This window comes from Variovorax durovernensis, from assembly GCF_977011995.1.
This window is the reverse complement of sequence record NZ_CDRNCW010000001.1, coordinates 416,790-429,993: the sequence shown is the minus strand read 5'-3', so window position 1 is coordinate 429,993 and position 13,204 is coordinate 416,790. Positions and strand designations below refer to the sequence as shown.

At 68.6% G+C, this 13,204-nt stretch carries 12 protein-coding genes; 7 read left to right on the top strand and 5 right to left on the bottom strand.

Annotated elements, in window-relative coordinates; translation table 11 throughout:
- Positions 1-144: 144 nt before the first annotated feature.
- Positions 145-1,017, bottom strand: a complete 873-nt coding sequence (locus tag ACWV14_RS01985; RefSeq protein ID WP_454902225.1) for a M48 family metallopeptidase — start codon at positions 1,015-1,017, stop codon at positions 145-147.
- A gap of 77 nt (positions 1,018-1,094) precedes the next feature.
- On the opposite strand from ACWV14_RS01985, the gene ACWV14_RS01980 reads away from it, so the two are divergent.
- The 6 genes from ACWV14_RS01980 (at position 1,095) to ACWV14_RS01955 (ending at position 8,037) form a co-directional block, all read left to right on the top strand.
- A complete protein-coding gene (locus tag ACWV14_RS01980; RefSeq protein WP_422088769.1) occupies positions 1,095-2,462 on the top strand; it encodes an AmpG family muropeptide MFS transporter in 1,368 nt (455 codons plus the stop codon).
- 119 nt (positions 2,463-2,581) lie between these two features.
- Complete coding sequence (locus ACWV14_RS01975; RefSeq protein ID WP_454902223.1) at positions 2,582-3,784, top strand: beta-ketoacyl-[acyl-carrier-protein] synthase family protein; 1,203 nt, start codon at positions 2,582-2,584, stop codon at positions 3,782-3,784.
- Positions 3,781-4,620, top strand: a complete 840-nt coding sequence (locus ACWV14_RS01970) for a beta-ketoacyl synthase chain length factor (protein WP_454902221.1) — start codon at positions 3,781-3,783, stop codon at positions 4,618-4,620. The genes ACWV14_RS01975 and ACWV14_RS01970 overlap by 4 nt, the downstream gene beginning before the upstream one ends.
- A 162-nt stretch (positions 4,621-4,782) precedes the next feature.
- Entirely contained in the window at positions 4,783-5,505 is a 723-nt protein-coding gene (locus ACWV14_RS01965; protein WP_454902219.1) for a response regulator, read from the top strand.
- A 10-nt stretch (positions 5,506-5,515) separates the two neighbouring features.
- A complete protein-coding gene (locus tag ACWV14_RS01960; RefSeq protein WP_454902217.1) occupies positions 5,516-6,712 on the top strand; it encodes an ATP-binding protein in 1,197 nt (398 codons plus the stop codon).
- Between the two features lie 71 nt (positions 6,713-6,783).
- On the top strand, positions 6,784-8,037 hold the full coding sequence (locus ACWV14_RS01955; protein WP_454902215.1) for an O-antigen ligase family protein: 1,254 nt from the start codon (positions 6,784-6,786) through the stop codon (positions 8,035-8,037).
- 22 nt (positions 8,038-8,059) lie between these two features.
- On the opposite strand, the gene ACWV14_RS01950 is transcribed toward ACWV14_RS01955, so the two are convergent.
- Together ACWV14_RS01950 and ACWV14_RS01945 are read right to left on the bottom strand one after the other, a co-directional pair.
- Positions 8,060-8,269 carry a zinc-finger domain-containing protein gene (locus ACWV14_RS01950; RefSeq protein WP_007836801.1) on the bottom strand — a complete coding sequence of 70 codons (210 nt, stop codon included), beginning with the start codon at positions 8,267-8,269 and terminating at the stop codon, positions 8,060-8,062.
- A gap of 8 nt (positions 8,270-8,277) precedes the next feature.
- Positions 8,278-9,231 (bottom strand): branched-chain amino acid transaminase, encoded by a 954-nt coding sequence (locus ACWV14_RS01945; protein ID WP_422088775.1) that lies wholly within the window; start codon positions 9,229-9,231, stop codon positions 8,278-8,280.
- 119 nt (positions 9,232-9,350) lie between these two features.
- Here ACWV14_RS01945 and ACWV14_RS01940 point away from each other — a divergent pair, with 119 nt between their 5' ends.
- The gene (locus tag ACWV14_RS01940) at positions 9,351-10,361 is read left to right on the top strand and encodes a recombination-associated protein RdgC (protein WP_454902213.1); all 1,011 of its coding nucleotides are present in this window, start codon (positions 9,351-9,353) and stop codon (positions 10,359-10,361) included.
- A gap of 124 nt (positions 10,362-10,485) precedes the next feature.
- Here the strand turns inward: ACWV14_RS01940 and ACWV14_RS01935 are convergent, their stop codons facing one another.
- Both ACWV14_RS01935 and ACWV14_RS01930 read right to left on the bottom strand, forming a co-directional pair.
- Positions 10,486-11,700, bottom strand: a complete 1,215-nt coding sequence (locus tag ACWV14_RS01935) for a M20 aminoacylase family protein (RefSeq protein ID WP_454902211.1) — start codon at positions 11,698-11,700, stop codon at positions 10,486-10,488.
- 29 nt (positions 11,701-11,729) lie between these two features.
- A complete protein-coding gene (locus ACWV14_RS01930) occupies positions 11,730-13,043 on the bottom strand; it encodes an MFS transporter (RefSeq protein ID WP_454902209.1) in 1,314 nt (437 codons plus the stop codon).
- Between the last annotated feature and the right edge of the window lie 161 nt (positions 13,044-13,204).

The following is a 13,204-nucleotide window of genomic DNA, read 5'->3' as shown; positions in this document are numbered from 1 at the left end:
GCGTGGTCCAGCCCGCTCAATACGTGTCAGTCAGTGGAAACTCTTTAGTGAAACACCGCGGAACCGGCTTTGCCGGGCCGCTGGTGTTGCCCCCTGCAAGGGGGTGGGCGTAGCGACACGAAGTGCGCGAAGCCCGGGGGTGAGTTACTTCCTTGCGTCGCGGTAGAGCTTCTCGACCTTCGGCAGGTTCGCCTCGAGCTTCGTGATGCGATCCGGCCCGCTCGGGTGCGTCGAAAGGAAGCTCAGGCTGCCCTGGTTCTTGGACGCCGCGGCCATCTTCTGCCACAGCGAAACCGACGCCTTCGGGTCATAGCCTGCGCGCGCCGCGAGTTCCAGCCCCACGAGGTCGGCCTCGGTCTCGTCGCTGCGGCTGAACTTGAGGGTGATGAGCTGCGTGCCCGCGCGCGCCGCCAGGTCGCCCACCTGGCCCCAGCCGAGCATCTGCGCACCGAGGGAAAGCACCGCGCCGGTGCCCGCGCTCTTGGCCATGCGGGCGCGCGCGTGTTCGCGCAGCGCGTGGGCCATTTCGTGGCCCATGACCATCGCGACCTCGTCGTCGGTGAGCTTGAGCTGGTCGAGGATGCCGGTGAAGAAGGCGATCTTGCCGCCGGGCATGCAGAAGGCGTTGATCTGCTTGCTGCCGATCAGGTTGACCTCCCACTTCCAGCTGCGGGCGCGTGAATTCCACGGCGTGGCAAACGGAATGAGGCGGTTCGCGATGGCGCGCAGGCGCTGCAGCTGCGGGTTGTTGTCGCCGGCGAGCGCGCCCTTGGCTCGGGCCTGCTCGAGCAGCTGGCCATATTGCTGAACGCCGGCCGCCTCGATCTTGTCGGCGGGCACGAGGTTGCGCGCCACCGATGCATTGCCCACGTCGACCTGCGCCAGCGCCGGGCCGCCCAATGCCGCGCCGGCCGCGGCCAGCAGGAAGGCGCGCCGGGGATTCCAGGGCGAGGCCGCGGAAGGAAGGACGGAGCCGGCGGCGGTGCCGGAGGAAGAGCGCTCGCATCGTATGCACATAGGGGCCGGATCATAGGAACAAATGAAGACAAAGGGGCCGCCCGAGGGCCTGCGCCGCTCATGGACAATCCGGGCACATGTCCGCCTCGCCCGTCGAAACCCCCACCACCCCCTCCCCGCCCTGGCGCGACGCCCTCAAGGTCTACCTGGAGCCCGCCACGCTGCGCATGCTGGCGTTGGGCTTCTCGGCCGGGTTGCCGCTGCTGCTGGTGCTGGGCACGCTGAGCTTTCGCCTGCGCGAGGCCGGCATCGACCGCACCACCATCGGCTACCTGAGCTGGGTCGGGCTGGCCTACGGCTTCAAGTGGGTCTGGGCACCGCTGGTCGACCGGCTGCCGCTGCCACCGCTGACCACGCTGCTGGGGCGCCGGCGCGGCTGGCTGCTGCTGGCGCAGGGGCTGGTGATCACGGGGCTGGTCGGAATGGCGATGAACGACCCGCGCCTGGGGCTCACGCCGCTGATCTGGTGCGCGCTGCTGGTGGCCTTCGGCTCGGCCACGCAGGACATCGCACTCGACGCCTTCCGCATCGAATCGGCCGAGCCGCGCAAGCAGGCCGCAATGGCGGCCGCCTACCAGACGGGCTACCGCCTCGCGATGATCTGGGCCGGCGCCGGTGTGCTGTGGGTCGCGGCCTGGGCCGAGGTGGCGCCCGCCGTGGCGGCCACCGGCGCAGCCGCCTACCAGGACGGCGCCTGGAAGACCGCCTACCTGGTGATGGCGGCTTCGATGGCGGTGGGCGTGTTCACGGTGCTGCTGTCCCCCGAGCCGGTGCCGCGCCTGCTGCCCAAGGCCCGCAACGCGGCCGAGTGGCTGCGCAGCGCGCTGATCGAGCCCTTTGCCGACTTCATCGGCCGCTACAAATGGCACGCGGTGCTGATCCTCTCGCTGATCGCCGTCTACCGCATCAGCGACGTGGTGATGGGCATCATGGCCAACCCTTTCTACGTGGACATGGGCTTCACCAAGGACGAAGTCGCCACGGTCAGCAAGATCTACGGCGTGATCATGACGTTGGTGGGCGCCTTCGTGGGAGGCGTGCTGTCGATGCGCCTGGGCGTGATGCGGGTGCTGATGATGGGCGCGGTGCTCAGCGCGGCGAGCAACCTGCTCTACGCCTGGCTGGCGACGCGCGGGCACGACACCACGGCGCTGATCGCGGTGGTGTCGGCCGACAACCTGGCCGGCGGCATCGCCTCGGCGGCCTTCATCGCCTACCTGTCGAGCCTCACCAACATCAGCTACTCGGCCACGCAGTACGCGCTGTTCAGCTCGCTGATGCTGCTGCTGCCGAAATTCATCGCCGGCTATTCGGGCGTCTTCGTCGACGCCTACGGCTACAGCAACTTCTTCGTCGCCACCGCGCTGCTGGGCGTGCCGGTGCTGGTGCTGGTGGCGCTGGCCTCGCGGCTCACGATCATCACAAGCCCGGCGGAGCGTCAATAGGGCACGGGCCTTATAGGAATCCGCCGACGCGGCGCGGCGCAGGCAACTGTTAGGCTGTTCCACGTTTACATTCGCTCTTCCATATTTGTTTCCAGTTGTCAGCGAGCCCGCAAAAGATCGTGCCGTCCCGAATCCCCCCTCTACAAATCAGCGCCTTCACGGCGACCTCGGCCGTCGGCGTCGGCAAGGAAGCGCTCGCTGACGCGCTGGCGCAGTCGCGCAGCGGCCTGCGCGCCAACGACTTCGGCGACGACCCGCTGCCCACGTGGATCGGCCGTGTCGACGGCGTGGAAGAAATCCGCCTGCCCGAATCGCTCGCCCAATGGGACTGCCGCAACAACCGGCTCGCCTGGCTGGGGCTGCATGCCGACGGCTTCATCGAGGCGGTGGCGGCTGCGCGCAAGAAGTACGGCGCGTCGCGCATCGCGCTGATCCTGGGCACCTCGACCGCGAGCATCGGCGAGACCGAGCTGGCCTACACCCAGCTCGACGCCGACGGCATGTTCCCGCTCAACCAGCGCCGCGGCGAAGTGCACACGCCGCATTCGCTGGCCATGTTCACGCAGCAGGTGCTGGGCATCAGCGGCCCGAGCGAGACCATTTCCACGGCCTGCTCTTCGAGCGCCAAGGTGTTCGCCTCGGCCGAGCGGATGATCCGCCTGGGCCTGGCCGACGCGGCCGTGGTCGGCGGCGCGGACACGCTGTGCGGCAGCGTGCTGTTCGGCTTCAACTCGCTCGAACTGGTGTCGAGCGAACCGTGCCGGCCCTTCGACGCCGGCCGCAAGGGCATCAGCCTGGGCGAGGCCGCGGGCTTCGCGCTGGTGGAACGCGTGCAGACCGGCGCCGATGCGTCCCCGCTGCACCTGCTGGGCTACGGCGAGGCGAGCGACGCTCACCACATGTCGACGCCGCACCCCGGAGGCCTGGGCGCCGAACGCGCGCTCGACGAGGCGCTGGCGCGCGCCGGCCTCGCGCCCGACGCCATCGACTACATCAACATGCACGGCACCGCGAGCCAGAAGAACGACGAAGTCGAGGGCGCGCTGGTGGCGCGCCGCTTCCCGGCGCGCACCCATGCCAGCTCGACCAAGGGCTTCATGGGCCACACGCTGGGCGCGGCGGGCATCGTCGAGGCCGTCATCAGCCTGCTGGCCATCGAGCGCGGACTGATGCCGGGCACCGTCAACACCCACACGCTGGACGAAGGCTTCGGCCCGCAGATCAGGCTGGAGCCCGTGCGCGGCGAAGTGCGCTATGCCCTGAGCAACTCCTTCGGTTTCGGCGGCAACAACTGCTCGCTCGTATTCGGAAAAGCGGCATGAGCGAAATGAACCGAGCCCCCACGCCCCCCACCCTGTACATCGAAGGCCCGGCCTTCTGGACGCCGACGCTGCCGGGCTGGGAAGCCGCGCGCGCCGCTTTCCGCGGAGAAGGCACGCTGACCGATCCGCCGGCCAGGCGCCCGTCGCCGCAGGTGCTGGCCCCGGCCGAGCGCCGCCGCGCGCCCGACACCGTGGCGCTGGCGCTCGAAGTTGCTGCCGCGGCCATGGCCGCCTCCGGCCGCAATGCCGCCGACGTGCCCTGCCTCTTCACCTCGGCGCACGGCGACCTGTCGATCAACGACTACATGTGCAGCACCCTCGCGACCGAGCCGAAGATGCTGTCGCCCACCAAGTTCCACAACTCGGTGCACAACGCCGCCGTCGGCTACTGGACCATCGGCACCGGCTGCATGGCGGCCAGCAACGCCGTCTCGGCCTTCGAGCACAGCTTTGCCGCCGGCCTGTTCGAGGCGGCGGTGCAATGCGCCGCCGACCACGACCCGGTGCTGCTGGTGGGCTACGACACGCCCACGCTGGGGCCGCTGGTTTCCGTGACCGACAGCCGCGGCCTGCTGGCCGTGGCGCTGGTGGTGGCGCCCGAGCGCACCGAGCGCACGGTGGCATCGTTCGAATGGTCGCTGGAAGGCGATGTGGCCCCGAAGCCGACCGCGCCGCGCTCCGCCGCCGCGCGCACGCTGGTGGGCATCAATCCGATGGCAGACGCCCTGAGCCTGTTCGAGGCGCTGGCGCAGGCCGAAGGCAGCGCCGGTGTGCCGATCGACCTGCCGCTGTCGAGCGCGCTGGCCCTGCGGCTGCGGCTGAGCCCTGCGGCATGACGGCGCGCCCGTGCAGGCGGGCGTGCAACGAGACGAATCCATGGCGCCCATGAACAGCGGGCGGGGCGCTATGGTTTTCGCAGCGCGCAAGGTTGACAGGCCGGCGCGAGGTTTACCCAACTTTACGGAGCGTTCAAGCCCGCTTGCTCCCTGTGGACGACCATGAAGCGCATGAGCACCCCCCAACTCCTGATGATCGAAGACGACACCCGCCTGGCACACATGGTGGGCGAATACCTGACGCAGTCCGGTTTCGGCTTCAGCCACGCCGGTGACGGCGCCGCCGGCCTTGAGCAGCTGCAGCAGCACGCACCCGACCTCGTGATCCTCGACCTGATGCTGCCCGACACCGACGGCCTGGAGGTCTGCCGCCGCATCCGCGCGCTGCCCGGCCCGATTTCCAAGGTGTCGGTGCTGATGCTGACGGCCAAGGGCGACCCCATGGACCGCATCATCGGCCTGGAGATCGGCGCCGACGACTACCTGCCCAAGCCCTTCGAGCCGCGCGAACTGCTGGCGCGCATCCGCGCGGTGCTGCGCCGGCGCAGCGAGAACGCCACCGAGGCCGAAGTCTCCACCGTGATGCGCTTCGGCACGCTGGAAATCGACCGCAACGCGCGCACCGTGTCGGTGGCCGGCGCGCTGGCCGACCTCACCTCTTATCAGTTCGACCTGCTGGTGGCCATGGCCGAGCGCGCGGGCCGCGTGCTCACGCGCGACCAGATCATGGAAGCCGTGCGCGGCCGCGAGCTGGAAGCCTTCGACCGCTCGATAGACGTGCACATGGGCCGCATCCGCGCCGCCATCGAGGTCGATGCCAAGAACCCCAAGCGCATCCTGACGGTGCGCGGCGTGGGTTACGTGTTCGCGAAACAGCAAGACTGAGCGGCAATAGATGCTGCGCAGCCTTTATTCCCGCCACCTCTATGTGCGCATCTGGCTCGCGGTGGTGGGCGGCGTCGTGATCCTCACGCTGATGGCCAACTGGATCGTGCGCGAAGCGGCACAGGCCGAGCGCGAACGGCTGGCACCTGTGCCGCGCGAGGTGATCGTGCTCGACGCGCAGGACAAGAAGATCGGCACCGGCACCGCGCTGCGCGTGCCGGGCCAGGGGCTGGAGTTCGACGTGACGCTCAGCGACGGCAAGGACATCACGCTGCGCGTGGCGCCGCGCGAGCGGCCCACGGGTGCATCCGGCTTCGCGCCGTGGCGCACGCCCTTCGGCCTGGGCTGGATGATCGCGCTGGTGGGGGTGGCGGTGGCGCTGGGCGTCTACCCGATCGTGCGGCGCATCACGCAGCGGCTGGAATCGCTGCAGCGCGGCGTGCAGCGGTGGGGCGAAGGCGATCTCTCGGTGCGGGTGACCGAAGAAGGGCAAGACGAAGTGGCTGATCTCTCCAAACGATTCAACGCGTCGGCGCAACGCATCGAACAGCTGGTGCGTTCGCACAAGTCGCTGCTGGCCAATGCCTCGCACGAGCTGCGTTCGCCGCTCACCCGCATCCGCATGGGCCTGGAGCTGATGGGCGAGCGCCCGAGCGCCACGGCGCGCGAGGAAATCTCGCGCAACATCGGCGAGCTCGACCAGCTCATCGACGAAATCCTGCTGGCCAGCCGGCTCGACGCCAGCGAGGCCGACATGGGCACCATCGAGCCGGTCGACCTGACCGGCCTGGCGGCCGAGGAATGCGCGCAGGTGAATGCCGAGCTCGACCTGGCCGAAGGCACCGACAACGCGAACCTCACGGTGCCGGGCGTGTCGCGCCTGCTGCGCCGGGCCATCCGCAACCTGCTGGAAAACGCCCGCCGCTACGGCGCCGGCGAAATCGCGGTGGAACTGGGCAGCGCCAACGGCTTTGCCACGGTGCGCGTAAACGACCGCGGACCGGGCGTGCCGGCCGCGCTGCGCGAACGCATCTTCGAGCCTTTCTACCGGCTGCCCGGCGCCAGCGAACGCAACGGAGGCGTCGGGCTGGGGCTGTCGCTGGTGAAGTCGATCGCCGAGCGGCATGGCGGCACGGTGCGCTGCGAAGACCGACCGGGCGGCGGCGCGAGCTTCGTCATTCGCCTGCCCACCGCGCGCGGGCACTGAATCCATTGAGCCCGGCACGGCCGGGGCAAAGTCAGGCCGCGCTGGCGGGGGCCACCTAAAATCCCGCCCCTATGCAGAGATCGCACATCGTTCGGCCCGCGGCCATGTTCTGGGGGCTGGTGGTGTTCATGCCGGTCGGCGTCACCTACCTCTCGGCCCTCCTGTTGCTCGCCACGATGCTGGTGGCCGGCGGAGGGCGGGAACGCCTGGCGCGGCTTCGCGCCAATCCGCTGTGGTGGCCGGTCATGGCCTACCTGGCCTGGATGCTGATCGTGCTGGCCATCAGGCCGCACTACCCCGAAACCCCCTCCAATCTGTTCCACGGGCTGCGCATCGGCGTGACGATGCTGATGGCGATGGCGCTCACGCGCGAGGAAGCCCTCTGGGCGCTGCGCGGCTTCCTGCTGATCGCGGCGCTCAACGTGCTGCTGGTCATCTTCTTCTATGCGGTCGGCGGCTTCCACATCTGGTCGCCGCTGCGCGCGGTGGTCATGGAAGTGGGCAACAAGTCGATCAGCAACGCGCTGCTGTTCAGCGTGGTGGCGTCCACGGCGGCGGTCTGGGGCATCGCGCAGATCGCGGCGCACCGGCCGCTGCGCGCCATTCCCGCCTTCGTGCTGGTGCTCGGGCTGGGCCTGGTGGTGGCCTTGCCGCTGACCTCGCGCACGTCGGTGCTCGCGCTGCTGCTGGTGATTCCGGCGGTGTGCGTCCACCAGTGGCGCAGCCACCTGAAGATGCTGGTGGGCGCGCTGGTGCTCGGCACCGTGGTGCTCGGCGCCGGGCTCTACCAGCTGCCGCAGCTGCAGAAGAAGGTCGAGACCGGCGTGCAGGAACTCGAAGAGGCGCAGGCCGGCGCCGTCTTCAAGGGCAGCTGGGTCATCCGCTACTACATGTACCGCGACACCAGCCTCATGATCGCCGACCGCCCGCTCGCGGGCTGGGGCATCGGCGGCTGGACCGAGCAGTGGCACAAGCGCGGCCCCGCGCTCTTCGCCGACTCGAACATGCCGCACAACGACTTCCTGTGGGTGGGCGCGCAAGGAGGCGTGCCCGCGCTGCTCAGCCTGCTGGTCATCATGATGGCCGCCGTGTGGCAGGCGTGGAAACGGCCGGACATGGCCGGCCGCTACGCGCTGGGCGCCACGCTGATCGCGCTCATCGCGTCGAGCGTCAACTCGGCGCTGCGCGACGCGCAGATCGGCCTGGCGCTGCTGTGGATCGCGATGATCTACCTGCGGCTGGCGCAGGAAAGGCAAGACCCGGATCCGTGGCGCGGCCTGTGGCCGCGGCGCCGCGAGAAAGAAACCGCCCCTCAGGCTGGCTGAAGGGCGGTGGCGTCGGCTCGGCTCAGTGCCGCGACGACACCGTTTCGCCGGCCTTCAGGCGGTATACCGTGCCGCAGTACGGGCACTTGGCTTCGCCGGTGCGCGCCACGTCGAGGTAGACCTTCGGGTGGCTGTTCCAGAGCTTCATGTCGGCCTTGGGGCTGGGGCAGAACACGCCGCCCTGATGATTGAGCTCCTTGGCCAGGAGTTCGACGACTGCATTGGTGGACATGGGTTCTTTCAGACTTTCGTGAGCCAGTGGGCGTATTTGGGGTTCTTGCCGTTCACGATGTCGAAGAAGGCAGACTGGATTTTTTCGGTGATCGGGCCACGGGCGCCGCCGTCGCCGCGGTTGCCGATCTCGACGCGGTCGAGTTCGCGGATGGGCGTCACTTCAGCGGCGGTGCCGGTGAAGAAGGCCTCGTCGGCAATGTAGACCTCGTCGCGCGTGATGCGCTTTTGCACCAGCTCCAGGCCCAGGTCCTTGCAAACGTGCAGGATGGTGTTGCGCGTGATGCCGTTGAGCGCGCCGGCCGACAGGTCGGGCGTGTACACCACGCCGCCCTTGACCACGAAGATGTTCTCGCCCGCGCCTTCCGACACGAAGCCGCTCGCGTCGAGCAGCAGCGCTTCGTCGTAGCCGTCGTCCAGGGCTTCCATGTTGGCCAGGATCGAGTTGGTGTAGTTGCTCACCGTCTTGGCCTGCGTCATCGTGATGTTGACGTGGTGGCGGGTGTAGCTGGAGGTCTTCACGCGGATGCCGCGCTTCATGCCCTCCTCGCCCAGGTAGGCGCCCCAGGACCAGGCAGCGACCATGGCGTGGATCTTGTTGCCCTTGGGGCTCACGCCCAGCTTCTCGGAGCCGATCCAGATGAGGGGGCGCAGGTAGCAGCTTTCGAGCTTGTTCTCGCGAACCACCTGTTTCTGGGCCTCGTTGAGCTGTTCCTGCGTGAACGGGATCTTCATGCGCAGGATCTTGGCGCTGTTGAACAGGCGCTCGGTGTGCTCGGCCAGGCGAAAGATCGAGGTGCCGCCGTCCGCCGTCTTGTAGGCGCGTACGCCCTCGAAGGCGCCGCAACCGTAGTGCAGCGTGTGGCTCAGCACGTGGATCTTGGCGTCGCGCCAGTCCACGAGTTCGCCGTCCATCCAGATCTTGCCGTCACGGTCGTCCAGCGAGGGGGGGATCGAGCTCATTTCCTGATTCCTTTGGGAGCGATGGGGGAAGTCGCAAAAGCTTTCGATTTTACGGCGGCGTCCGGAACGGGGTGCCCGACAATGGCCGGTTGTCCAAACCAGTGGAAAAAAGGGTTTCCGTGTCCGTATTCAAGAACGTCATCGTCTATCGCATCGAACCTGCCTGGTCCCAAACACTGGCCGAGGCGGAAGAAGGGCTCGGAAAGCAGCGCTTCGTGCCCTGCGGCCCCTCGCAGGAAAAGTCCGCCGGCTGGGTCGAGCCCCGCGGCGAGGCCAACGGCCCGCTGGTCGAATCCATCGACGGCCAGTGGCTGGTCGAATACATGATCGAGAGCAAGCAGGTGCCCGGCTCCGTGGTGCGCCGCAAGCTCGACGAGCGCTGCGCCAGCATCGAGGCCACCACCGGCCGCAAGCCCGGCAAGAAGGAAAAGAAAGAGCTCAAGGAAGACATCACGCTCGAGCTGCTGCCGATGGCCTTCACCCGCAGCGCGCGCGTGACTGTGTGGATCGACAAGGCGGAGAACCGCCTGGTCATCAACAGCGGCAATGCATCGCGCGCCGACGAGGTCGTCACCAGCCTCGTGAAGTCGCTCGACGGCTTCGCGGTGGCGCTCATCAACACGCAGATCGAGCCGGCCGCGGCCATGGCCAACTGGCTGCTGACGCAGGAGCCGCCGGCCGGCTTCACCATCGACCGCGAGTGCGAGCTCAAGGCCTCCGACGACTCCAAGGCCGTGGTGCGCTACGCCAAGCACCCGCTGGACATCGACGAAGTCAAGCAGCACATCACCGACGGCAAGCGCCCCACGCGGCTCGCGCTGACCTGGGACGACCGCGTGTCCTTCGAGCTCACGCACGGCCTGCTGATCCGCAAGATCACCTTCCTCGAAGGCACGGGCGACGGCGCCGCAGGCGGCAAGAAGGAAGACAACTTCGACGCCGACGTGGCCATCGCCACGGGCGAGCTGGGCCAGCTGGTGCCGGCGCTGCTCGATGCGCTGGGCGGCGAGGCAGCGTTCTCGGCCGCACCGCCGGACGACACCGTGAAGCCCGCTGCTGGCGCAGCACCGGCAGCGCCCGCCACGACGACACCGGCAGACGCGGCTGAGGAAGAAGACGCGCCGTTTTAGTTCAGGGCGCGTCGAAGACGTGAAGAAACCGTAGCGAGCACCCCGAGCTTGCATCGAGGACCGGAACCGTACTCGCGTACGGTGAGGACCGCAGGTGCGAGATCGGGTTGCGCAGCAGGTTTATTCACGTCTTCGCCAGGTAAGTCTGCGCCAGCCGCACCCAGCAGGCCGCCCCCAGCGGCAGCACTTGGTCGTTGAAGTCGTAGCCGGGGTTGTGCACCATGCAGCCCCCGAACTCGCCCTCCCCGTTGCCGAGCATGAAGTAGCAGCCCGGCAGCGCGGCGAGCATCCAGGCGAAGTCCTCGCTGCCCGCGAAGCCGCGGGGCACCTGCGTGAGCACGCTCGCCTCGCCCACGATCTCGGTGCACACCTGCGCCATCAGCCGCGTCTCGGCCGCGGTGTTGACCACCGGCGGCACCAGCTGGCGGTAGTCGATCTCGGCCTCCACGCCATGCGCCTGCGCGGTGAGGCTCACGATCTCGCGGATGCGCTGCTCGACCAGCGCGCGCGTCTCGGGCCGCGCCGCGCGCACGTTCAGGCCCAGCGATACCGATTGCGGAATCACGTTGTGCGTGGCGCCGCCGCGGATGAAGCCGACCGACACCACCGCCGTGTCGTCGGGCGCCACGTTGCGCGCCACCACCGTCTGCAGCGCCGTCACCACCGCCGCGGCCGCGGCGACCGGGTCGCGCGCGCGATGCGGCATGGCGCCGTGCCCGCCCACGCCCTTGATGGTGACGTCGGCCACGTCGGACGACAGCGTGACCGGGCCTTCCACCGCCAGCACCGTGCCCACCGGCACGCCGGGCGCGTTGTGCAGCGCGTACACCGCATCGCAGGGGAAGCGCTCGAACAGGCCGTCCTCGATCATCGCGCGCGCGCCGCAGAGGTTTTCCTCGTCGGGCTGGAAGATCAGGTTCAGCGTGCCGTCGAAGCTGCGCGCCGCCGCCAGCGCCTTGGCCGCGGCCAGCAGGATGGCGGTGTGGCCGTCGTGGCCGCAGGCGTGCATGCGGCCATGGTTGCGGCTCGCATACGGCAGGCCCGTGGCCTCGACGATGGGCAGCGCGTCCATGTCGGCGCGGATGCCCAGCCGGCGCGTGCCGCTGCCGAGCTTGAGCTGCGCCACGATGCCGGTCTTGCCGATGCCCGTGTGCACCTCGTAGCCCCAGCTGCGCAGCAGGTTGGCCACCAGTTCGCTGGTGGCGCTCACCTCGAAGCCGAGCTCGGGGTTGGCGTGGATCCGGCGGCGGATGTCGACGAAGGCCTGTGTGTCGATGTCGGCCTGCGGCAGCAGCCGGGACAGCAGCCTGTTGGTCTGGGGGCTGAGTTCGCGTGTCATGTGAAGGAAGTCGTTGTTCGTGGGGAGGGTCAATCGGCCTTGTGCTCGCGCAGGCTCAGCAGCGCGCCGAGGCTCAGCAGCCCGCAGGCCATCATGTAGAAGGCCGGCGCCATCGGGCTGCCGGTGCTCGCGAGCAGCCAGGTCACGATGAACTGCGACGAGCCGCCGAACACCGTCACGCCGATGCTGTAGACCACCGAGATGCCGCTGGCGCGCACGCCGGCCGGCAGCATCTCCAGCAGCATGAGGAACATGGGCGTGGTGCCGATGTTCACGCTCGCGGTCAGCAGCGCCGACAGGCACAGCACCAGCGGCACGCTCGGGTAGTGGCTGATCAGCCAGAACGCGGGGTACACCGCGACCACGCTGAACAGCAGCGAACCGACGACCAGCGGCTTGCGCGCCGGCAGCCGGTCGGCCAGCCGGCCCGCCGCCAGCGACACCACGAACAGCGTGATGCCGGTGACGCAGCCCGACAGCAGCGACAGCGACGGCGGCATGTGCAGCACGCGGATCATGTAGGTGGGCATGAAGAACACCACCAGGTACATCGTCGCCGTGCCCGCCGTGGTGGCCAGGATGCCCTTGAGCACCAGGCCGCCGTGGTTGCGCAGCAGCCGCCCGATGGGGCTGGACTCGTGGCTTTCGGCAACGTGCGTTTCCTCCAGCTGCGAGCGGATGTACAGCCCCACCGGCGCGATCAGCAGGCCGAGCAGGAACGGCAGGCGCCAGCCCCAGCTCTCGAGCGAAGCCTGCGGCAGCGCCGCATACAGCGCCGCGCCGGTGAGCGCGCCCAGCAGTGCCGACACGCCCTGGCTCGCGAGCTGCCAGCTCACGCGGAAGCCCCGGCCCTTCACGCCGCCGGACTCCATCAGCATCGAGGTGGCCGCGCCCACTTCGCCGCCGAGCGAGAAGCCCTGCAGCAGCCGGCCCGCCACGATCATCAGCGAGCCGAACACGCCGGCCGAGGCATAGCTGGGCGCCAGCGCGATGCACAGCGTGCCGAGCACCATGAGGCCGATGGTCAGCGTCATCGCGGCCTTGCGGCCCTTGCGGTCGGCGTAGTTGCCGATGATCACGCCGCCCAGCGGGCGCATCACGAAGCCGATGCCGAAGGTGGCCACCGCCAGCAACAGCGAGCCGTAGGGGCTGTCGGAGGGAAAGAACAGCTTGCCGATCAGCAGCGCGAAGAAGCTGTAGACGGTGAAGTCGTACATCTCCAGCGCGTTGCCCAGCGAGCAGGCGGCGATCAGGCGGAACTGGCTCTGCTCTCCCTTGCCTTGCACGGTGGTGGCCGGTGAAGGGGCCCGGATCGGGCTTGCGGGCAATGCGGCTTCGCTCATCTAATGTCACTCCACGAACAGGTTGCTGGGGGTCGGACCGGCCCCTTGGCGGCGGAGTATTCAGGCAAAGCGCCTTGGCAAAGAATCACAAATTTTCATGCTGATAACCAAATGGCATCCCCGTCATAAACAGGCACGAGAAGCCATCGGGACAACCACCA